This is a genomic window from Nostoc sp. CCY0012, assembly GCF_963920855.1.
Taxonomy (GTDB): Bacteria; Cyanobacteriota; Cyanobacteriia; order Cyanobacteriales; family Nostocaceae; genus Cyanocohniella.
This window is the reverse complement of the sequence record NZ_CAWUDM010000014.1, coordinates 13,768-37,250: the sequence shown is the minus strand read 5'-3', so window position 1 is coordinate 37,250 and position 23,483 is coordinate 13,768. Positions and strand designations below refer to the sequence as shown.

Annotated in this window: 17 protein-coding genes; 5 read left to right on the top strand and 12 right to left on the bottom strand. The window is 41.0% G+C overall.

The window, feature by feature from the left end; genetic code table 11:
• Nucleotides 1-195 precede the first annotated feature (195 nt).
• A complete protein-coding gene (locus tag ACM0OS_RS05710; protein ID WP_414542198.1) occupies nt 196-2,577 on the top strand; it encodes a phosphoketolase in 2,382 nt (793 codons plus the stop codon).
• 719 nt (nt 2,578-3,296) lie between these two features.
• Here the strand turns inward: ACM0OS_RS05710 and devC are convergent.
• The 8 genes from devC to ACM0OS_RS05670 form a co-directional block, all read right to left on the bottom strand.
• Nucleotides 3,297-4,454, bottom strand: coding sequence for an ABC transporter permease DevC (gene devC, locus ACM0OS_RS05705; protein WP_414542197.1), 1,158 nt, complete (start codon nt 4,452-4,454; stop codon nt 3,297-3,299).
• 61 nt (nt 4,455-4,515) lie between these two features.
• Nucleotides 4,516-5,730 carry an ABC exporter membrane fusion protein gene (locus ACM0OS_RS05700; RefSeq protein ID WP_414542196.1) on the bottom strand — a complete coding sequence of 405 codons (1,215 nt, stop codon included), beginning with the start codon at nt 5,728-5,730 and terminating at the stop codon, nt 4,516-4,518.
• Between the two features lie 139 nt (nt 5,731-5,869).
• Entirely contained in the window at nt 5,870-7,273 is a 1,404-nt protein-coding gene (locus tag ACM0OS_RS05695) for an FAD-binding protein (RefSeq protein ID WP_414542195.1), read from the bottom strand.
• A gap of 195 nt (nt 7,274-7,468) precedes the next feature.
• The gene (locus tag ACM0OS_RS05690) at nt 7,469-8,083 is read right to left on the bottom strand and encodes a hypothetical protein (protein ID WP_414542194.1); all 615 of its coding nucleotides are present in this window, start codon (nt 8,081-8,083) and stop codon (nt 7,469-7,471) included.
• A gap of 309 nt (nt 8,084-8,392) precedes the next feature.
• Nucleotides 8,393-8,623, bottom strand: a complete 231-nt coding sequence (locus ACM0OS_RS05685; RefSeq protein WP_414542193.1) for a hypothetical protein — start codon at nt 8,621-8,623, stop codon at nt 8,393-8,395.
• An 86-nt stretch (nt 8,624-8,709) separates the two neighbouring features.
• The gene (hemF, locus tag ACM0OS_RS05680; protein ID WP_414542192.1) at nt 8,710-9,714 is read right to left on the bottom strand and encodes an oxygen-dependent coproporphyrinogen oxidase; all 1,005 of its coding nucleotides are present in this window, start codon (nt 9,712-9,714) and stop codon (nt 8,710-8,712) included.
• 52 nt (nt 9,715-9,766) lie between these two features.
• The gene (locus tag ACM0OS_RS05675) at nt 9,767-10,750 is read right to left on the bottom strand and encodes a Rieske 2Fe-2S domain-containing protein (protein WP_414542191.1); all 984 of its coding nucleotides are present in this window, start codon (nt 10,748-10,750) and stop codon (nt 9,767-9,769) included.
• Nucleotides 10,751-10,881: 131 nt separating this feature from the next.
• Nucleotides 10,882-11,949 carry a Rieske 2Fe-2S domain-containing protein gene (locus ACM0OS_RS05670; RefSeq protein ID WP_414542190.1) on the bottom strand — a complete coding sequence of 356 codons (1,068 nt, stop codon included), beginning with the start codon at nt 11,947-11,949 and terminating at the stop codon, nt 10,882-10,884.
• Nucleotides 11,950-12,440: 491 nt separating this feature from the next.
• Between ACM0OS_RS05670 and ACM0OS_RS05665 the strand changes: the two genes are divergently transcribed.
• The gene (locus tag ACM0OS_RS05665) at nt 12,441-12,650 is read left to right on the top strand and encodes a plasmid partition protein ParG (RefSeq protein ID WP_414542189.1); all 210 of its coding nucleotides are present in this window, start codon (nt 12,441-12,443) and stop codon (nt 12,648-12,650) included.
• Between the two features lie 270 nt (nt 12,651-12,920).
• Here the strand turns inward: ACM0OS_RS05665 and ACM0OS_RS05660 are convergent, their stop codons facing one another.
• Complete coding sequence (locus ACM0OS_RS05660; protein WP_414542188.1) at nt 12,921-14,522, bottom strand: peptide ligase PGM1-related protein; 1,602 nt, start codon at nt 14,520-14,522, stop codon at nt 12,921-12,923.
• A gap of 452 nt (nt 14,523-14,974) precedes the next feature.
• Here ACM0OS_RS05660 and ACM0OS_RS05655 point away from each other — a divergent pair, with 452 nt between their 5' ends.
• A complete protein-coding gene (locus tag ACM0OS_RS05655; protein WP_414542187.1) occupies nt 14,975-15,913 on the top strand; it encodes a phosphoribulokinase in 939 nt (312 codons plus the stop codon).
• Between the two features lie 240 nt (nt 15,914-16,153).
• Here the strand turns inward: ACM0OS_RS05655 and ACM0OS_RS05650 are convergent, their stop codons facing one another.
• Entirely contained in the window at nt 16,154-16,711 is a 558-nt protein-coding gene (locus ACM0OS_RS05650; RefSeq protein ID WP_414542186.1) for a hypothetical protein, read from the bottom strand.
• 715 nt (nt 16,712-17,426) lie between these two features.
• Here ACM0OS_RS05650 and ACM0OS_RS05645 point away from each other — a divergent pair.
• Nucleotides 17,427-18,293, top strand: a complete 867-nt coding sequence (locus ACM0OS_RS05645; RefSeq protein ID WP_414542185.1) for a hypothetical protein — start codon at nt 17,427-17,429, stop codon at nt 18,291-18,293.
• Between the two features lie 264 nt (nt 18,294-18,557).
• Here ACM0OS_RS05645 and ACM0OS_RS05640 read toward each other — a convergent pair whose 3' ends face one another.
• Nucleotides 18,558-19,505 carry an ROK family protein gene (locus tag ACM0OS_RS05640; protein ID WP_414542237.1) on the bottom strand — a complete coding sequence of 316 codons (948 nt, stop codon included), beginning with the start codon at nt 19,503-19,505 and terminating at the stop codon, nt 18,558-18,560.
• Between the two features lie 184 nt (nt 19,506-19,689).
• Here ACM0OS_RS05640 and ACM0OS_RS05635 point away from each other — a divergent pair, with 184 nt between their 5' ends.
• Nucleotides 19,690-21,414 carry an ABC transporter ATP-binding protein gene (locus ACM0OS_RS05635; RefSeq protein WP_414542184.1) on the top strand — a complete coding sequence of 575 codons (1,725 nt, stop codon included), beginning with the start codon at nt 19,690-19,692 and terminating at the stop codon, nt 21,412-21,414.
• A gap of 81 nt (nt 21,415-21,495) precedes the next feature.
• Here ACM0OS_RS05635 and hflX read toward each other — a convergent pair whose 3' ends face one another.
• Nucleotides 21,496-23,232: a GTPase HflX gene (gene hflX, locus ACM0OS_RS05630; protein ID WP_414542236.1), complete on the bottom strand. Its 1,737-nt coding sequence runs from the start codon at nt 23,230-23,232 to the stop codon at nt 21,496-21,498.
• Nucleotides 23,233-23,483 lie beyond the last annotated feature (251 nt).

Sequence of the window (23,483 nt, the reverse complement as noted above, 5' to 3'; positions counted from 1 at the left end):
TTAGTCTTTCATGGAGACATTATGGGCATTGTGCAATTATTTATTGGCAATTGATTAACCGTAATCATGAAGAATGTTGCCTAATCTTCCAGTAACAACCTGGAAAACTTTGTCGTGGGTAAGATGGACTGATGACCACAGACAACTAAACTGGCATACTGGCGAATTTGTAAAAATACTTTTGTAGGGTTGGATATGACTTTAGTAAGTACTCCACAAACCAAGCCGTTAACAGACGGAGAACTGCATAAAATCAACGCTTACTGGCGTGCAGCTAACTATCTTTCAGTGGGGCAAATATATTTATTAGATAATCCCCTACTGCGAGAACCCTTAAAACAGGAACACGTCAAACCCCGACTCCTTGGTCACTGGGGAACCACACCTGGGCTGAACTTCATTTATGTTCATTTCAACCGAGTCATCAAAAAGTACGACCTCAACGCCATCTACATTGCTGGCCCTGGTCATGGTGGCCCAGGACTAGTAGCCAATACCTACTTGGAAGGTACATACAGCAAGTATTACCCCAATATTTCCCAAGATGCTGAGGGAATGCAGAAACTCTTCAAACAGTTTTCCTTTCCTGGTGGTATTCCTAGCCATGTAGCCCCAGAAACTCCCGGTTCAATTCATGAAGGTGGTGAACTGGGTTATGCTCTTGTCCATGCCTATGGTGCAGCTTTTGATAACCCTGACTTGATTGTGGCGGCTGTAGTGGGTGACGGCGAAGCAGAAACAGGGGCTTTAGCAACAAGCTGGCATTCCAACAAGTTTCTCAATCCTGTCCATGACGGTGCAGTCCTCCCCATTTTGCACCTGAACGGGTATAAAATTGCTAACCCCACCTTACTGGCAAGGTTGAGTTATGAAGAATTGGAAAATCTATTTTTAGGTTATGGTTACAAACCTTACTTTGTCGAAGGTGCCGAACCCGCAGATGTTCACCAACAAATGGCCGCAACTTTAGACATTGCGATCGCAGAAATTCAAAACATCCAAAGAGAAGCCAGGGTACACGGTTTTAAAAAGCGTCCCCAATGGCCCATGATTATCCTCAGAACCCCCAAAGGTTGGACAGGGCCGAAGGAAGTAGATGGCAAAAAAACCGAAGGTTACTGGCGATCGCACCAAGTTCCTTTTGGGAATGTAGTCGGTAATCCAGAACATTTGAAGTTGCTAGAAAACTGGATGAAGAGTTACAAACCCGAAGAACTCTTCGATGAACATGGCAAACTGATTCCCGAATTAGCAGAACTCGCCCCCGTAGGACATCGGCGCATGGGTGATAATCTTCATGCTAACGGCGGTCTTTTGCTACGTGACCTGAAGATGCCCAATTTCCAGGACTATGCTGTTGATGTCAGTCAACCAGGTAAAGGCTATGCCGAAGCTACTAGAGTCACGGGAAAATTCTTGCGGGATGTGATGAAACTCAACGAAGAATATCGCAACTTCCGCATCTTTGGCCCTGACGAAACCGCTTCAAATCGCCTAGATGCTGTACTAGAAGTTACAGACCGGACTTGGGTAGCCGAAATTCTCCCAGAAGATGAGCATTTATCTGCTAATGGTCGGGTGATGGAAGTTCTCAGTGAAACAAATTGTCAAGGATGGTTAGAAGGCTACCTACTAACAGGTCGTCACGGATTTTTCTCTTGTTATGAGGCATTCATCCACATCATTGACTCAATGTTTAACCAACACGCCAAATGGTTGAAAACTACCAATGATATCCCTTGGCGGCGACCTATTGCTTCCCTCAACTACTTATTAACTTCCCATGTGTGGCGACAAGACCACAACGGTTTTTCTCACCAAGACCCTGGTTTTATCGACCATGTACTTAACAAAAAAGCCGAGATTATTCGGGTATATCTGCCCCCCGATGCCAATACTTTGCTGTCGGTGACAGACCATTGTTTGAGAAGTCGTCACTATGTCAATGTCATAGTCGCTGGGAAGCAACCATCATTGCAATTTTTAGATATGGATGCCGCCATTAAGCACTGTACTAAAGGTATCGGCATTTGGGAATGGGCTAGCAATGATAAAGGTAGTGAACCAGATGTAGTCATGGCTTGTGCTGGGGATGTTCCCACTTTAGAAACCTTGGCAGCTGTTGATATTTTGCGTCAGCACTTCCCAGACTTAAAGGTGCGGGTAGTCAACGTAGTGAATTTAATGAAACTACAGCCACAAAGTGAGCATCCCCACGGTTTAAGCAATAAAGATTTTGACACAATTTTTACCACCGATAAACCGATTATCTTTGCTTTTCATGGCTATCCCTGGTTAATTCATCGTCTGACTTATCGCCATACCAACCACAAGAACTTGCACGTGCGTGGCTATAAGGAAGAAGGTACTACTACCACTCCCTTTGATATGGTTGTGCTTAACGATCTAGATCGTTTTCATCTGGTGATGGACGTAATTGACCGTGTGCCGAAACTAGGATACACAGCAGCTTATGTCAAACAGATGATAGAAGATAAGTTAATTGAACACAAGCACTACATTGAAGAATACGGTGAAGATATGCCGGAAATTCGTGATTGGAAGTGGCCTTATTAAGCCTTAATGAGTTGATATAGCCCCAGGTTTTAACCTGTGGGCTACGGTGTTTGTCGTAGTCAAGACCAATACTATAGGACTTACGTACTCGCTACGAAAATCAAGGCTTTGAGATTGCTTCCCTACGGTCGCAATGACAAAGGTGGTCAAATGACAACGCTCTGTTAAAGCAACACTTACTTAGTTAATAGCGACAACAATCTGTGAACGACCACAAATAATTAGTTAATAGCGACAACAATCTGTGAACGACCACAAATAATTAGTTAATCGACAATTTTGCATGAGAAAAGGCTTGGTTAAACCAAGCCATTATGTATACCAAGCATTTACTACACCAATATTAATTTAAAACTTCTATTACTTTAGTTCATCCTCCTAAAGGATGTGTGCAAATATCTTAACTACTGATAATAAAATACTGGATAATATAGAAAAAAGGTTTGGCTGTGAACCAAACCTAAATAATTGCTGTGCTTAACAACGTACTAAATTAATTTAAACACACTCATTTTACAGTTCATCTTCCTTTAGGATGTATCCAAAATTTTCCCATAAATTAATTATTTTCGTAATAAAAGTCACTGGTTGTTATTACGTATAATTAACATAATTATTTGGTTCGATTATTGTCATAAAATCAGCCAAAATACTATGAGAAAGTTTAATGTTGATACTTAATACCAAAAATCAGAAATTAAAAGTCTCAATTGCTCAAATTAAAAAATATCGGCTGGGTCAGCTGAGTTTAGTTTTCGCATAGCGATCGCACCAGATATCAAACACATGATCATTGTCAAAATTAGAACTAAAATTATCCGGTCAGGAGTCATAAATAAGGGTAATTTGGTAACATTTCTGGTAAATCCGTACATAAAAAACGAAACAAATCCACCAGGAATAAAACCACATACCGCTAAAATCAAAGCCTCTTGCAACACTACAAATAATAAGTAAGCATTGCGATAACCCATTGCTTTGAGGGTGGCATATTCCGGCAAGTGATCCATGACATCACTGTATATAATTTGATAAACAATAATTACACCAACTAGAAAGCCAATGGTGACACCCAAGGAAAAGATAAAACCAATGGCGCCATTTTCCTGCCAATATTTCTTTTCAAAATCAATAAATTCCTGCCGAGTAAAAACTTTCACATCATCGGTAAGGTAAGACTGCAATGCTTTGGCCACTACATCAGCATCGCTACCTGGTTTGAGGTTAATTAAACCCAGATTGACTTGACCTGGTTGCTGTGCAGAGAAAATTCGCAAGTAATTTTGGTCACTGGTGATGACACTACCATTAGCAACAAAAGATGCCCCAACTTCATACAAACCACCAATTTTCACTTTACGTCCTTGCAGTTCTGTAGAGACAGATTGACCTTGAGAAATTTGGGCGATCGCCTGTTCATATTTACCACTAGAGTTGCGGTCAAATAACAATGTGTTGGGATATTTAATCTGGTCTAACTTTTGATTAACTTCTGGTAAATTAAATACAGGGTTTTCGGGATTAAAGCCAATGACCAAAATTGATTCATCTAATTTGGTTTGGGGACTTTTCCAAACTCCTATGCGAATATACAAGGGATTAACTGACTCAACTTCAGATAAATTGGCAGCTTGAAGTAACCGCCGCCGGGGAAAACTACTAAGTAATCCTAAATTTTGCCCTTGGCGACTCATTAATACTACATCTGCTGTTATCAATTCATGAAAGCGGGTATTGCTATCATATAAAGCCGACTGAAAACCTAATTGCATTAACATTAAAAAGTCAGCAAAAGTAATTCCACAAAGGGCAACAATAAAACGCCCTTGTTTCTTCATTAATTGTCGCCAAGCTAGGGGAATTTTTGGTTTAAACATTAGAGGGAGTGGGGAGTAGAGAGATGGGGAAGTAGTCAAAATTATTCCCCTGTTTCCTGATTTAAATATCTATTTCGATGTTGACTTGGAGGTTAGTAAATTTAGATACTTGTTGACTGGCGGCTGGATCTAAACGGATTTTGGCTTCAATTACTCTGGCGTCTGTGGCTGCTGTGGGGTCGCTGTCTAAAACGTCTTTTTTGGCTACTTTTAAACCTATTTGATCAACTTTTCCTATTAAATTACCCTCAAAGGCGTTGCTAGGACTGGTAATACTAGCAGTTTGACCGGGGCGAATTTTGCCAATGTCACTTTCATAAATTTCTGCGATCGCATACATTTGATCAGTTTGTCCCAGTTCCACTATTCCTTCTTCGCCGATGGTTTCGCCGGGACGGGCTTGGATTCGCAGAATTTGGCCGGCTTTGGGAGCGCGGATATATGCTACCTCCAGTTCAACTAGCATTTTTTCAGCCGTGGCGATCGCACTATCTATTTCTGCTTGTGCTATGGCTATATCGGTAGGGCGCACTTCTGCTGTTTGTTCTAGGGTGGCTTGGGCTTCTTTAATTTGGGCGGTGATTGTGCGTTGGGTTCTGGCTAAACTGGCTTTCGCTCCATTTAATTCTTCTTGGGCGGTTCTTAGAGTTAATCTGCGACCGTCTAACGCTGAAGCTGCGATCGCTCCTGCTTGGTAAAGACTTTCATAACGTCCAAATTCTATCTCTGCATTCTGTAACTCTGCTTCTAAACGCGCAATGCTGGCTTTTTGAGTCTGGATTTCTCCCTCTAACTGTGCTTGCAAATTGCTGACAGTTGCTTCTTTAGCCGAGATTTCACCTTGTTTCGCCCCGGCTTTCACCTGCGCCAGCTTTGATTGAGCAACTCGGATTTTTTGCTGTGCTTCTTTTAAATTAGCTTGCAGGCGATCGCGATTATCTAAAATAGCAATTACCTCTCCAGCGCGTACCTCTTTACCCTCACTTACCAAAAGTTCAGCAACACGACTACCACCACTAGGATCAGTAGGAGCGGAAATTTTAATTACTTCGCCCGCTGGTTCTAATCTTCCTAGTGCATTGATGGTTGACATCACAGGTTGATTAACTGGTGTAGTCATAACCGGACTTTTCGTATTAGTAGTATTAGATTGACGAGTTACATAAACTACACCTGTTCCCATGGCCAACATACAAGTAACACCCAAAGCAGCTAACCAACGCAAATTAGCTGGAAACAAAGACGATTTCTTAATTTCCTCAGAATTTCGCAACATCTCAAATCCCTTTTGTAACTAGGTCGGTGCAAATAAGGTTTACTGGTAAGGGTCTTAACCCGCGTAGGCGGGTTTGGTTTGTGTAGCCAAGCCAGTGCGGTCTTGGGGGTCTCCCCCATAAGCAACTGGCGCGCGACTTCTAGTCGCCAGACTTGACACCAACCTGAGCCAATGCCTCATACTTAAAGAAACCAGGATTGAGTATTTGCTGAGGATCGTATTTCTGCTTCATTTCATTGACCTTTGGCCAGTAGTCACCGAATTGCGATCGCCATCTTGGTAGATCGAAGTCCGCCCAAGTCGCCAAATATCTTTTCCCACCCATTTGGAAACCCAAATCAGTCAGTAAATTTAACTGCTCTAACACAGGTGTAATCTGAGATTTAGGCACAGTAGGATACATACCCAAGCCGATAATTAAATCATCATCAGGTAAAGGAAACATCGGCAATTTGTGATTGTCAGCTTTGAGACAAAATGAACCTACTGGTACAGTTCTAAAATCAACAAAAGAAGGTATAGACTGGAGAGCAAGATCAATAAATTCTTTTGCCCGTTTAGCAGGTAATAAAATATCAATCCAAGTATTAGCAGTACCCACAGGATGAGGTACTTGTCCTATGGGTTGAATAAACTGTTCAAAAGTCAAGTCTTCGGTATGCACATGACGATAAAAATTTAAATCATATAGTGATTCCACATCATTAATATCATTGACAGAATCAACTTCTATGGTAATTTGCATTCTGTAAAACCACTGTATTAGCGGTTTGATTTTACTTTCCGCCCTAGATACACCTTGTAAACAGGGAGAGAATAAAGATACTAAACCATCAATATACCCTTGCGAAGCTAGACGACGTTCATCATGTAAAAGAGTATTTAAATCGTCATAGCAAAGAAAATAACTACGAGTATAAGGGCGATATTTTCTCAGACGACATTTGACTTTAGTAATAATCCCAAACTGTCCATAACCACACAAAACGTGATAAAAAAGTTCACTATTTTCTTCTGGTGTACACCAAACAATATCTCCCGTTCCAGTGACAACTTCCAAACCCAAGCAATTATCAGCTTGAGAACCGTAACGAAAAGAACTCAAACCTAAACCAGCAGCCGAGAGTGTTCCCCCTAAGGTAACTTCAAAGTTATTGGTGAGGACAGGCGGAATCACACCATGAGGTATGGCTGTATCAACTATCTGTTTCCAAGTCACACCAGGATCAGCTTGGAACCAAAGTTCATCAGCGCGAAACTCATGAATTTGATTGAAATTTCGCATATCCAAGAGGATTCCACCTTGGTTCAAAGATTGACCACCTAACGAATGTCCTGCGGCCCGTGATGAAATAGTTAACCCTTGTTTAGCAGCATATTTGATAGCTTGAGCCACATCATTAGCATTTTGCGGACGAATTACAATTTGAGGTTGTTTTTGAATAATGCCACCAAAATCTTGAGAAACCACCTCTAAATCTGTCGTTTTATTGCTAACTTCTCCAGCAATAATTTGTTTTAAATCGGTAATGATACTGTTCATAAAATTGGTATTGTTAATTTTTTATCTACGAAAAAAGTTTGTAGTGAGGACTTTAGTCCTCAAGAATTTGATTTAAACCTCGTCGTGAAAAATGGAGCTTTTGTCATTGCGATGCCAGTAAACAATCTCATGTTCTTTATTCCTGCAACTGAATGAGATTGAGTTAAATCATAATTAATCAATGCTTATTATTAGTTAAAAACGTAATCTAATCATCTTGAAAGCAACTTTACACAAGTTAGGTACTAATCCCATTAAAGATAAAATGCGATGTTTTAAACTTAGCTCTTGTATATTAGTTAATAATATTTTGTTACTTGCTCTTTCATACTTAAATACACAAACACAATCACCTTCTGCTTGTTTACTTAAAATCGCCGCTTTAATTCCCGGAAAAGCTCTTCTTGTGGCTTCTTGTTCCATCTCACAAAATAGATGACAGGGATGATCAAAACCGTATTCTTTGGCAAGAGAAAGAACCGGGCAAACTCTTTGAATTTCTAAAGCTGCATCTGTCCCCTGTTGAGAGACATCGACTACATCCATCACAAAACCCATCAAACCTAGCAAGGGAGCAGCTTGCTGAAAACCTTGAGCTAGAGTATTGTCATCAATAAAAGTACCCATCAACGCCTTTTGTTGTTCAGGATATTTTTCCATCATCTTTTCAAAAGCCGCTGCTTCTCCTAGCTCCTCTACCAGCTTTTTATATTTTTGAAATCGTTTTCTAAACAAATTCATGGATTTGGCTTCATCTAAATTGATGATGTCTTCCATGCGAAGATTACCCGTAACCAATTCAGTTTCCATGTTCATAATTAATAAGGGAGTAGGGGGGGAAGAAGCAGGGGGGCAGGGAGTCTCACAAGTGTAGGTTTTTTATTTGGGTATGAGTAGGCACTCTCAAACAGAGCGATAAACGTGGTTCAAATAACGAAATTTCGTTCTTGGTTGGGAAATCAGAAACTAAAATTTGAGTTGTTAACCAACGTAAAAACTCCATTTCAGGCACGTTTGTAAAATACCTACACCTGTCAGGGGCAGGGAGTAGGGGGGAAATATTTTCGGTGAGTACCAACATCTTTGTTTTTATCTCCCTCATCTCCCAATCCTCAGTCTCTAAATACTCGAATACAAGCAAAGTCCAACTATCCAAATCAGCCCATATTTACAAGCATTCAGGCAAGATAATGCAATATCTATTTCCAGTTCACTAGTTGTTCCTTGTTGTTGTTTTGTTGTGTCATAGCTAAAGCCATTCGCCATTAATGACAGCCGTTGGTTGTAGGTAGTGGAGCGATTCCTCAACACATTTTTGGCTTTTTTCTTCAGCGATTTTGTTTTTTTCATCTCAAAAATGACTATGTTATTTACTATGCTGGGTCTTCTCGATTCAGGATTCCATCAGTTCCTAATAAGGATCAGGCTCGGCAAATTTATAGCCAATTTCGAGGATTTTTCAATACTTCTTTAAGCATTGCTTCTTTGCTACCGGGTACGGGTTGGTCGTCGTATTCCCAGCTAGCAGCAGGCGGCATACAATTGAACACACTTTGCTGCTTCACCATACCACTGGCTAGACCAAAACGAATGCCGCGATCGCATGACAAAATAAATTCCACATAACGTCCCCGCACTAGATGCTGCCAATACTTGTTCTCTTCTGTAAAGGGCATATCTTTGCGTCTTTCAACAATGGGTATATAAGCAGGAAGAAAAGCATCAGCACAATTGGTCACAAAAGACAACAGTTTTTGGGAATTACCGTGATTGAGATGGTCGAAGAAAATCCCACCTATACCTCGGTGTTCACCACGATGGGGTATGTGGAAGTACTCGTCACACGACTTTTTAAAGCGGGGATAATAAGCAGAGTCGTACCTGTCACAAACTTCTTTATGCACCTGATGAAAATGAACTGCATCTTCCTCAAATAGATATGCCGGTGTGAGGTCAGCGCCACCGCCCAGCCACCAATAAACTGGTTGGTTATTATTATTAATCTGAAAATAGCGGTAGTTCACATGAGCAGTCGGCGCCATCGGGTTATGAGGATGAATCACAAAACTAGAACCTGTGGCGAAAAAGCGGTTACCTCTTTTGGTAATCATTTGATCCGCTGCACCTGTAGCTAAGGCCCCTGATTGCTGAAAAGACATTCCCGGAGGTAATTCACCCTCTATCGCTACATAATTAGCTCCCACCTTTTCTAAAACATTGCCATTATGTAGCACTCGGTCAATATATATGGCTTCTTTAGTACTTTCACCAACTGTCCAGATACCCTTGTGGTCACGATTCCACGACTGTTCACATAAGTTTTGTCCATCTATCGCTGCTAGTGCTTGGCAAGTATTATCAAACATCTGTCTGAAAAACTTGTCAATTACCCCACGCATGGTTACTTGTTGAGTCACAGATTTTTCTAGGACATCAGTCATATTTCTCTCCCCACGATTGATTGATGAAGTACATTTATTGAGGGACTAGCCTCTAGCCTCTAGCCTCTAGTAAAAACTTCCGAAAAGTAATATCCAAAGCATCAGCCGCAACATGCAGCTCATCTGATATTTTTGGCATTGATTGAGAATCTAAACTAGCAACTATTACTGTGTCTTCTTGGGCAAGTTTATGGTCAATTTTTCTAAAAAAGCCATCTAACCAAGGTATAGGTAAAACATTACGATATAAAACGCGTTTCACACGAGTAGTATTTTCATTAATGGGTAGGTGAGCAACTAAAATTCCAAACTTGATATCAAATCGGCTACCTCTACCTACACTAATTTCTGCGAGGGTAACATTAGGCAAATATAAAGTCAATTTTGTCTTTAATTCCGGTCGTCCACCTAGTAAAAAATTCAAAAAACTTTTTGAGTTACCTAATGACTCATAATTGACTTTAGCAATTGCACCCCAATCGTATTTTTCCACATCATAATTAATAGTTTTATTGATAGGTATTCTTTGACCAAAAGATTTTCTATGGACTGCAATCACATGGGTAAAATCGAGATTAGCTTCCATGAGACGAGCATAGTTAGCATTATCTATGCCATCATCATATACAGGACGCATGGTGGAAACCATGTATTCTGGAAATGTTGGTAAAGGAGGACGTTGTTCTTCTGGTAAATCTCCATAAAATAGCCAAACAAAACCATATTTTTCTTTAATTGGGTAACTATCTACACGAGCTTTTTTAGGAATAGGTGTCCCTGGTGTATTAGAAGGAATTTCATTACATTGCCCATCAGCTTGAAATTTCCATCCATGATAGGGACAACGAATACAGTCTTTTTCAATCCAACCCAGAGAAAAGGCAGCACCACGATGGGGACATTGGTCTTTCAAAGCTATAATTTGTCCTTGAGAGTTACGATAGAGGACAAATCTCTGATTAAACATCACAACTTGCTGAGGCTTATTGGTAATAGCCGAGCTTAATTCACAAGCATACCAAAAGTCTTTCAACATATTTGTCTCCTAATGTTTTTTAAATATGTTGTCATATCACATTAATCCCAAGTTGCACTTGCAAGCGGGAAATTCAGAAATTGTCCACCCAGCTAAATCTGTAATTTATGAAAATTAGAACCACGGTGAATTTAGTTCATCGATGATGTATAGACAGGTTGTATTAGTTTTTGGTGAGAATCATCTAATTTGTTTTTATTAAAGTCCTCGCCCCAGCCCATAGATAAATATTTTTGGCGAAGCTGGCGATAAGCTAGGGTTAAAGCATCAGCAGGAACATGAACTTCAGTTGATAAAGTTTCCGGTATCAATTTGGGATATTGGGACTCGGTTACTACCCTATCTTCCAAACCAACTTTATGGTGAAAATTCACGAATAACCTATCAGCCCAAGAGTAGGTAAAGAAATTACGTAATTGAATGCGCTTGCTCAGTGTGGTGTGGTTATCCACAGGAAGATGAATAGCATAATTGATGATTTTGCCCCGACCAAAGTCACTTTCAATTTTAGTTATATTTGGCAGATAGAAGCTGGTAGTGGCATTTAATTGTGTCTGTTTGGGACGGAAAAAAGATTTAAATATACCATTTTTAGGCTTGGTATAGTTTTTGTAGATAATTTTGGTACTGAATCCCCAATCTTCATCTTGAACTACATAGTTTTCAACTGTGGGATCTTGCGATAATCCCGCCCCAAAAGAATTAGCATGAACGGCATAAAGATGGGCAGGGTCAAGAGCATTTTCTATGACACGAGTGTAGTGAGTTTGCATCTCGTATTCTAGATAAATAGGATGCATTTTGGGGTTTTGATATTCTGGAAAAGGAGGAATAGGTGGTCTTTCTGATGGCGGTAAGTCACCATAAAATATCCAGATAAACCCATATTTTTCTTGCACTGGGTAACTGGTGATATTCGCTCTTTTAGGAATAGGTACTCCTGTTTCATTAGAAGGAATTTCTAAACATTTTCCATCAGCTTGAAATTTCCATCCATGATAAGGACAACGGATACAGTTGTTTTCTAGCCAGCCCTGAGACAATGCTGCACCACGATGGGAACACTGATCTTTTAGTACGACTACTTGCCCTTGAGAATTGCGGTAGAGGACAAATCTCTGATTTAACATCACAATTTGCTTGGGCTGGTTGCTCACAGCTGAACTAAATTCACAAGCGTACCAGAAGTTCTTTAGCATCCCTAAGCTCCTAAGATTCTCGATAAATGACTGAACCTAAAGTGATTTTTCACTGGATGATTGTTTATTCGTGAATACAGGGATAGCTGCAAAGGTAAGTGTTTTTAGACAGTCCCCGGATACCAGCCGATCAAACATACCCGGAATAATGCCTACAGGCGATTTACCAATATTTCTCCCTCGGAAGTATTATTTGTGGTTTGTGGGCATATGATCATTTGGTTTCATCGCATAAAAGTATGTATTTAGCAGCAAATAAAGCCAAAATTTGCTTTTTTAGCTTTTAGAGTATTCGTTAACCCGCTCTGACACTTTCTGGCGTCTATTGCCTTTGTGGTGTGTCATCCTTTGGATAGAGTTGGAGTATCTTTCCTTGGGCATAGGTGATACTATACCAATGCACTAGTGCATTAGTCAACCAATGTATAATTTTTCCCGATAAACCATTACACCAATAAACTAGTGAATAGGTTTATTAGTTGGAGTATAGTGTGGCACAAGGAGAAGCTTCGATTCGGGTATACCTGTCCCCTGAAACAAAAGACAGGTTTAAAACAGTTTGCTTTTTTAAAGGGCTGAATATGTCCGACGTTTCAGCCGAACTTATTGAAGATTGGTTAGCAAAAAATGATATGGAACTGCCAAAATCTCAGAGAAACTCGCCCGCACCTAAAAGTGAAAAGAGTAATAAATCGGCATGATTCAAGAAAGTGTATTAAATAAATTGCAGGTCTAATTCTTTCTATAACTGGGCTGTGTAGTTTTACTGGTTCAGGAAGTCTTTATTGGAAACTGGAATGGAACAAGAGGCAAGGGAGCAAGGGGGAAAGTTAAAATGGGGATTCAACCCCACCTGTTGCGCCATCTTCCCGCTATTTACCAAAAAGATAAGGTTTAAAGCTTCGCCCCTTGTAGGCGATAGCTCCCCTGCTCCCCTTACCCCCCTGCTTTTTCACTTCCGCCTTGCGGTGCTAGCTATATCCTTCCCAAGCAATAGGAAAGGTGTAATCTGAGAACAGGGGAAAATCTGGGTTGTCGCTGCGGGTTTCTTCGTCCAACACTTTTACGACTTTGTTGTATATGTCTTCAGCTTGTTGTGGTGAATCGCCGATGCTGGTTAAGCCCAACTTGCCAAACTGGGAAAGACAACCCATGAGATGAAAGACTGTGCCTGTTTCTGTACCACTGTCAAAGTGCAATCGATGATGGGCGATAATATCCATTAAATCGTTGGGTAACAATCCGCGATAACGGTCTTTTTGCAGATTGTCGGTAGCTATATAGTATTTGGGTCGCCCTTGCTGACTATAAAATAATCCTGTGGATAGGTCATAGCGACCGTTGGTTAATAATTTCAATGTCATGAAAGGATGAGTTGTGCCACCTTTCCGCAAGTTAATTTCGATCGCCTGAATATCCCACTCGCCATTGCCCTTGTCAACGGTGATAAAATCAACGCCAAAGCGCTCAACTGCGCCTTTTTCAGAAAGTTTTCTGCCAATTTGTAATCCCCATTGCTGCAATTGCATCCGATAGCTGGGATCAGCAGGAAATCGGCAACCCAAATAAATTTGCCCGTCTGGCCCGCCGAGAATTTGGTCATGGGTGGAGACAATTTCTACTTCGCCAGTGGGTGTGATGCGTCCTTGGACGCTAGGCGATCGCTTGATTTCTCCTTCTACAAATGCTTCGGCGATGGCTCCCAATTCAGTAATCCGTCCGGAAAAATTCGCCCAACTCTCTTTTTTGGCTTGAAAGCGTAAATTTGTAAAGCGATCGCTAATTGCTGCTACTGTTTCCTCATGAGAAACTTTCCCTGGTGCTACATCCATAATTGGTCTTAAATCTAGCAGGGCGTTACCTTCTCCGGAAATGCCTTCATCGAGTTTCACGACTATGCGTTGTAATGTTGGTTGGCGTTCCCATAACTCACAAGCAACTTCTGCTAAATCTTCCTGATTCCACACCTTTGGACTTCCGTCTGGTAATGGTACTTTACTTTCTGCAAAAATTTTGCGACTACCACTTTTTGTCCCCCAATTTTGTAAGTCTGGGGCGGCTGCGTACAATGGTACATTTAATCTCAAAGATAATTCAGCTTCCAAAAATGTGGAATTGTAGCAAGTCATAAATGATTTTTCTAACCGCAGTGCTTGGCGGATTCGCTCTAGCAACCGGGGACGTTCTAAAATTTTAGCCGTCAGCGGTCGCAGGGAAGAATCATAAGTGGAAAGTAGCAATAAACGATTACGAGCATGGGAAAACGGAATCCCTGGTAATAATTGCAAATAGTAATCAATAATACTTGGATGCAGAGGCATGGAAGTAACATAAATCAGCCTTGTGCGGGGATTTCGCAAGCGCATCAACGAAAATAGCAATCTTTCTTCATAATGCTCACAACCTTCAATTTTTTGGAGTTCACGCTGGTCGATGCTGAGGGAGGGAATAATTAAAATATCCGCCTCACTATTGTCAAATAGCTCGATAGTTGGCCAGCGATCGCACAAAGTCAACTGAAGATGGCGAAACTTATCTATCTTGTCAAAATCTGTAATATTTAGTGTCACCATAATCCCTACCCCGTCATCATCCCCAACACTGCTTTACTACTCTGGTATATACCAAAGAAAGTCCGATACCGCGAATATGCAACACTTCTTTGAGTGGAGATATTAGTAATCTAATTCTGTCACAGTCATTATTTTTATGACCTGTACCATGAGACTCATAAAATCGTACCAGTAAGCAGAGATTTGTTGATATTTGTCAATATCTGCCGCTTATTTACATATAAGTATTTATGGTAAATAAAATTCGTCATCAAAACCCATTAATAAAAATGAATAGCATTGCTATTTGATGTGTCTAAATATTCATTCCTTATTCCTGAGTGCCTGGAAAAATGTATAGAGATGTTGCGTACACTAATACACCTGATTTATTTGTCAATTACCTTCTAAAATAAAGAACATTATCTGAAAAAGTTGATTACTGTACTTATTGCTCGTATCGGGGGGGTATAATGAGCCGTCCAATAATTCTGGGAATTGTCGGTGACAGCGCCGCAGGCAAAACAACGCTGACTAGGGGAATTGCTCAAGTACTTGGGCCAGAAAATGTCACGCTTATTTGTACCGATGATTACCATCGTTATGATCGCCAGCAACGTGCAGAAATTGGCATCACAGCCCTCCATCCTGACTGTAATCATCTAGATATTATGCAGCAACATTTATCGCTGCTACGCACAGGACAGCCAATTCTCAAGCCAGTTTACAGCCATAAAACCGGGACATTTGAGGCACCAAAGTATATCAAGCCTAATAAATTCGTAATTATTGAAGGATTACTGGGTTATTCTACCCGTGCAGCTCGTGACGCTTACGACGTGAAGGTCTATCTTGCACCACCAGAACCGCTACGCGCTCAATGGAAAGTCAAGCGAGATACCCAAAAGCGCGGCTACACTCCGGAACAAGTCTTAGCAGAACTAGAAAAGCGTGAACCAGACTCAGATAGTTTTATTCGTCCGCAACGGCAATGGTCGGATATAGTTGTGAGTTTTTATCCAGCCAGTGATGATGCTGATGGTAGCAATGGACATTTAAATGTCCGGTTGGTACTGCGGCCAACAATCCCTCATCCTAATTTTACACCAATTCTTAATTTAACTAATGGTAATTCTCAGTCAGCCATCCGCCTGGGATTAGACCGGGATATGAGTAAACCCGTGGATGTGTTGGAAGTTGATGGTCATGCAACTTTAGAACAGGTGAATAAATTAGAGCATATTTTATGTTCGGATATGCCTTACCTACTTAATGTGTGCGATCGCGAAAGTAATCCAGAGTTGGGCAAAATCGCGGGAACAACTGGAGAGACATTGCAAAGTTACCCTCTAGCGCTAACTCAGTTGATTATTACTTACCATATGCTGAAAGCGACGCAAATTCATCAATAACTGCCATCAGGAGTCGTGTAATGCGTTAGTCTGGGTTACCGTCAACTACCTACACTTAACATCGAATTTTTCCCACACAGTAATTGGTTAAACCTTTTATAATTGCAATTGAGATTTAATGAAGCCATAACCATGATCAAAGCGTGGTATCATATTGCAATTTAATCTAGTACCGCTGCGCGGAAGTCAAAAGTCAAAAAGCTTATCAAACAGGCTATTTGACGATTTCAAATGGTATGCCTATTTACGCCGTGTTGTACTAGTCAGTTCATCAACAATATCTGGGTTGTCAAAATCTTTGGAATTGCGGTTGAGAAAACACGATACTTGGGGTTGATTTTGGCGAAGATGACTGATAACCGATGAATAGACCAGTGCATCTTGTGGACTCAAATCATAAGGAGCTTCGTATGTTCCAGCTTCACAGAGAATATCAGCACTTAGCGCTATTACTTCTGCGCTATTCAACAATCGACCTCGATATTGTACAAATCTTTGCCTTTCTTCTTCACTACTCTGAACCAACAAAGAAGCAATATCTTGAATGCTGTTAATTCGAGTAGTATATGATGCTGAACGTGCGAGTTGTCGTAGTTCAGTATCTAGCACTTTTTGGAGATCCTTGCGACTCTTAGCCTGACGGGTTAGTTTTTCGTGAGGTTCAGCTAAACGCTTTTTGTATTTAATTTTTAGCTCAAAAATTGCTTGTTTAATCGTAGATTCTGGTAATAATTCTTGAAAAGGTAGTCCTAAACTTTGACTAAATTTATTCTTGAGGATTTCTACTCTTAGTGTCACAGTAGTAGTTATGGTATTTGCTTGCTTGTCTCCAGGAAGTATTTCATAAACGAGTAAGCTTTTTCTACCTTCAAAAAAATTTTAGGCAATTCTATATCATCCCTCATCGGCTCTCCACTAACTCATGCCATTCCTGTAGGATTTGAATATTAAACCTGTAGCCCTTATTGGGTAAAGCTTTGAGCTTTTCTTAGTGCCATTCGCGTACAGCCTTCGGCATCCGTAGGCATCACTAAGAGGGTGACGGCGGTATCTAGGAAGCATGAGGGATCTGACTTTGTATCCTAGTGCGGTTCATCGAACTGACGTTTTTATATGAATATTATATAAATTAAAAATATACATATGATAACATCATTAATAAAAGCTTATTTGTTATTTAACAATATCTTAAACAAAAGATAGTAAGACTTTAAAGTCTTTATGAATTTACAGTAATTAAGTCGATTTACCTATATATTTAGGTTTATGTAAAGTTCTTTGTCATTACTATGTCAATCAAAAATCATGTTTTTTGTTCAAAATACTTAAGTGTTGATCATAATAGTTATATATGGAATGACCTATTTTTCATAGATAATGACAACTTTTACTAATATTAAAATCACATTTTGTAATTTTGGATAACCTAACAGAATAGATACATTCAGGTTGCGAATCTTAACAATTTGGCAATCTTAATACCTTTAAATAAATGTTGTTTCTCATGAATTTGATGATAAATAAATTTAATAAAAATCCTTTTCAATCTATTCGGTTTCCTTTTTATTATCTGGAATGTATTAAAAGACCTGGAAAAAATTATTTTTTAAAGAAAATTATATCTGAAGATTTTATAATTTTAATTTTAGGAATAAGCTTTCTGAGTATCCAACCTATAATTCATGCTGTAGGAGTTTTATTTTTACTATTTTCTTTTTGGTGCATTTATGAAATAGGTTATTACGAGAATGATTTAATAGCAGAAAATTTTGAAAAAGCACCTGTATTATCAAGCACATATAAAACTTATAAAAATAATTTTAATATATGGACTAATTGGTTATGGGCTTTATTATTTGCTTTTATTGGCGTTATTTTGCTAGAAATTAATCAAATAGGGCAGCCTATTTCTCAAATTGATAGAAGACATTTGCTCAATATGCATACTATCAGTTTGTGGCTGGGTTTATTAGTCCTTGTGCGTATTATTTTCTATGTCTATAACCATGTAGATAAAAAGACAAGGGTATGGATTTATCCATTATTACAAACCTGCAAATATTTTAGTTTTGCTGTAATCACATCAATTGATATTGTTAGTGTGATGCTATTTGCATCTCAAATTTTTGCTTCTTTTATAAACTATTTTACTTATAGATTTGGTGAAGCTGGTTCTTGGCCTGAGTCTATACCCCAGCAATTTATACGTTTGATGTTCTTTTCACTGCTTGTATTATTCACTATCTTGAAGGATGGTAATATTGAGTTATTGACGAATTTACAGGTAATATTTATTCTTTTATTTTGTGCTTTTAAAGCTCGTCATGAAATGAAATTAATATTGCAACAATTCAATTTTATTTACCAAGACAAGGTCTAATATCAATCATAATTACAAAAAAACAACATTAACGTGAGTCTCCAACGGAGGCGAAGCAACTAAAATTTAATTATCGTGACGTACCTACACTTCCTGAGTACAGGCAAGTGTAGGCTTCTCAAAGACTCCTCATTGAGGACATATTTTGAGCTTTTAGATCGTGCGTCCCACGATTCTTTACATAATTAGGTTTATTCTCGCCAACTTACTTAGCGGGACTCTTCACGTATGCAAGATTATCTATGAGAAATGCGCTGGTGGATGTCAAAAACCTAATTCCGCCAAAGCCACAGCACCCCAAAGCGGTGCATCATCACCCAACGCCGCTGGGACAACTGCAAAATCAATTTCCGGTAACGCCGTCTCTCGCGCCACTTTTTGCACTACATCCCACCAATTATCCCCCGCTTTAGTTACACTCCCACCCAAAATAAATAACTGTGGGTTAATCAAATTCGCCACATTACCAATACCCACACCCAAAGCCCAAGCACTTTTAGCTAAAACATCCAACGCTAACTCATCACCTTGCGCTGCTGCTTCACTCACCACCTTTCCTGTAATCAACTCCAAATTATTACCCACCAACCCCCTCAATATTTCGCCTGTGTGCGGTTGATTTTCCAAACCTTCCCGCGCATTCTTCGCCATATAAGGCCCCGACGCTAATCGTTCCACACATCCCCGCTTCCCACACAAACACAATGGCCCTGCTGGATCGACAACCATATGTCCAATTTCGCCAGCCATACCGCCCACACCCCGCCAAGGCTGGCCATTGAGTATCCAACCACCACCCACACCAGTACTGATGGTGATATAAAACAAACTATCGTGTCCCGCACCAGCACCAAAGCGGTATTCACCCAAAGCCGCCACATTAGCATCGTTGTCTACACTCACAGGAACGCTAAACTCATCTTCTAACAACTGTTTGAGAGGAATATTTTCCCAACCAGCCACATGATGAGATAGCCGTACCGTACCAGTGGAAGCATCAACAGGCCCCCCAAAGCTGACACCAATTGCAGCAGGTTTTTCTCCTTGTAGTAGAGAATCAATGAGCGATCGCATAATATCTAAGTCAGTGTTAGCATTTGCATTAACTGGGGAAAGACGACGTTCATAGCGTAACCATTCCGGAGAACCAGAATTTACAACTGCTGCGGCTAGCTTAGTTCCACCAAAATCCAGCGCTAAAATTAACGTCATAATTTCCGAGTCATAAATCAAGTATTGATTTAACACATCACTCATTACCCCTGTTCGTGTCAATCAACTTTTGCAAACATTCATTGACTAGTCTCTAGCCACAAGAAAAATAGATAATTTTCCTGAAACTACGCAAAAGCTGATAGCGTCAAACAAGATAAAATATTTTTGTGGAAGTTGCAGCTTGAAAACCCGTTCTAATTACTGGCAATTATCACCCTATCTTCGACCCCAGTGGCGAAATATTACCAAGGGATTTATTGGTATCTGTGGATATGTACTGGCGACATTAACGCTCATTAATCTGGCGGGTAGATTGGCAACTCCCTTCGGCGAAGGTAATGTAGTAGCGATCGCCCAATTGGCTGGAAGTCTCGTTTTAGTGTTTCTAGTGCGCGGCTTGTTTCAGTCTTTGCAAGATATTTACATGGCAAAGGTTGCTTTAAGGGTAGCTTTTAATCTCCGCAAGCAGGTTTATTCCCACTTACAAAAGCTCGATTTGAGCTATTTTGAGACAGCCAAAGCAGGTGATTTATCTTACCGCCTCACTGAAGATATTGACCGTGTTGGGGAAGTTGTAAATAAACTGTTTCACGACTTTATCCCCTGCATTTTGCAACTGGTGGCCATACCCATCTACATGATTTACCTGAATTGGCAATTGACCCTAGCTATAGTGATTATTGCGCCACTGATGGCTGTTTTAATTACCTGGTTTGGCGAACGGTTACGCAAGTATTCTCTCAAAAGCCAAAATCGCGTTTCTGGTTTATCGGCAATTCTTACGGAAGTATTTAGCGGTATTCGTTTAGTACAAGCTTTTGCCGCCGAAAACTATGAGATTGCTAGGTTTGGTAATGAAGCAGAACGCAGTTTTCAAGCCAAATACTCTGCCGAACGACTAAAAGCAATTCAAATACCTATAGTGGGCTTTCTGGAAGCCTTAAGTGCCATATCTTTATTAATAGTAGGAGCTTGGCAAATTTCCCAAAATAACTTAACGGTAGGGGAATTTTTCAGCTACTTGGCGGCGGCGGCGTTATTAATTGACCCCATTGGTCACACTACTAATAATTACAACGAATTTAAACAAGGTGAGGCATCCGTTGACCGGGTTTTTGAATTGATGGCAATTCAACCCACAATATTAGAAAAGCCCAACGCGATCGCCTTACCTCCAGTTCATGGCAAAGTGGAATATCATCATGTATCCTTTGCCTATAAACCAGGTGAACCTGTATTAAAAGATATCAGTTTATTGGCATTACCAGGAGAGGCGATCGCCCTTGTGGGTGCTTCCGGTGCTGGTAAAACCACATTTGTTAATCTCCTTCCCCGATTTTATGACCCGGCATCTGGGAAAATTTTAATTGACGGTGTGGATATTCGGGATGTGAAGTTGCAGAGTCTACGGCGACAAATTGGCATTGTCCCCCAAGAAACCGTGATGTTTTCGGGAACTATTGCCCAAAATATTGCTTTTGGCCAAGACTCTTTTGACATGGACGCAGTAGCCGCAGCAGCGAAAATTGCCAACGCCCACCAATTTATTACCCAACTACCAGATGGATATTACACCTGGGTAGGTGAACGGGGTGTGAATTTATCTGGTGGACAAAGACAAAGAATTGCCATCGCCCGTGCAGTCTTTCTCAACCCGCAAATCTTGATTTTGGACGAAGCCACATCTGCGCTAGATTCCGAATCAGAAGCACTAGTCCAAGAAGCATTAGAAAGACTGATGCAAAATCGGACAGTATTTATTATTGCCCACCGTTTAAGTACAGTGCGCCGATGCGATCGCATCTTAGTACTCGAACGGGGTCAAATTGTCGAATCAGGAACCCATGAGGAATTGATCGCACTTGAGCAACGCTACGCTCAGTTTTATGCTCAACAGTTTAGTTAAAAACCTCATAATAAAGCCTGCTAACGCAGGCTCAACATCTTAATTCCTTGAATCCACCCAGGTTAACTTCCCTTTGAGAGGTTAACGATTATCAACAACATATTGAATCAACTGGGTAATCCGTTGACGTAGGGTTTCTAATCCCAAGCGTTGACTTGCGGAAATAAACACCGCTAGAGGAAACTCTTCCTGGGCTAGAGCCAGGGTTTCACTGTCAACTTGGTCAATTTTATTAAACACAACCAAAGCTAGTCCAGGAGTTACTGGCATTTGTGCCAAAATTTCCCGCACTGAGCGAATATGGCTCAACCAAGCCGGATGGGATAAATCCACCAAATGCAGTAGAGCATCAGCTTCTGTGACTTCCTCCAATGTGGCGCGGAAGGCGTCCATTAAGGAATTAGGCAGTTCATGTATAAATCCCACTGTGTCTGTCAGTAGAATCTCTTGAGTTTCCCCAGTCTCGCCATGAGAAAGTACCAGGCGGCGGGTAGTTGGGTCAAGAGTCGCAAACAATTGGTCTGCGGTATATACTTCAGCATTGGTTAAGGCATTCAGCAAGGTAGACTTACCAGCATTGGTATAACCCACCAAAGCCACTGAAGGCACTTCCTGATGTTGGCGACGTTGGCGCAACCGCGAACGATGAGCCTGCAACTGATTTACTTCTTGTTGCAATCGGGAAATCCGTCTTTGAATAGCCCGGCGTTCTGTTTCCAGTTTAGTTTCACCGGGGCCACGAGTCCCAATACCACCACCTAACCGCGACATGGCCAGACCTCTACCACTTAGTCGCGGCATCATATATCCTAACTGTGCTAGTTCTACTTGCAATTTACCAGCACGGGATTGGGCCCGTTGGGCAAAGATATCCAAAATCACTTCAGTGCGGTCAACTACCCGGACACCAATTTGTCTTTCTAGGTTACGAACTTGGGCGGGTGAGAGGTCGCGGTCAAAAACCACGAGATTAGCTCCCAGGGTTTGGGCCGTTAGAGCAATTTCTTGCACCTTACCCTCACCCACTACTGTCTGGGGATGAATGCGCGATCGCTTTTGTTGTAATGTTTGTAGTACCTCGCCGCCAGCCGTATCCACCAACCGCGCTAATTCTATCAGGGTATCCTGGAATTGTTGGGCAGTCACATGATCTGTTACTACTCCCACAATTAACACGCGATCGTTTTCCGCATCTACTTCCTGGGCAACAAATTCCCGCTGAAATTCTGCTTCCAGATTTTCCACCAATTCGATGAAATCCTGTTCTGCCAGCATATCTAAGCTCATAGGCGGCGATACACTGGAGAAGATTTCAGAATTTTGCGTACCGATAGCTGATTGCTCAGTTGAGACTAGTTGTTTAGTATTTGATACTAGGTGAGCTAAATAAGCTTCTTTAACGTATCCAGTAGAGCCGCCACCACGTCGCGTAAATCCTGTCCCCGTAATATTTAATACTACTAGGGCATCTAAACGTTGCATCACCATGGCCGTCAGTGCCGATTCATTGGGCGGTTCTGGCTTCAGATTGGTAGAAATACAACGAATACCGCTGAGACGTTCTGCACCATAACGGGGCAATTCCAGCGGTGGGATTTGTGTTTGACGCGGTGTGCCTACCCCTACGCGAAACACTTGTCCACGACGATTGAGGTAGGCAGACACAGGCTGATTGATTTCTGTACTAATGGCTGCCAGACGCTGGGAGAACTCAGGCGTTGTGATGCGATCGCCTGGTATGCGCTGGTGGTACAGTCGCTGTAGTTGCTTCAGCTGACTGGACTTTAAGCCCTGAAGATTTCCAAAGATAGTTTCTATAGGCGTTTATGACCAGTAAATGGCCCCCCGAATCCTGCTAATGTCTATTTTACAACAGGGTTTGGTGTGCAAACTCTTTCTTTTGATAGTTGCAAACCTCTTGCACTGTGAAAAGTGAAGTTTTTGTCATGGCGACGCTAGGGGGACTTCCAACTACATAAATGTCCAAATCCCTACGGGACGCTACGCGAACACTCGGTAAGCAGGGGAGCAGGTGAGACCAGCGCGGTCTTGGGGGTTTCCCCCATGAG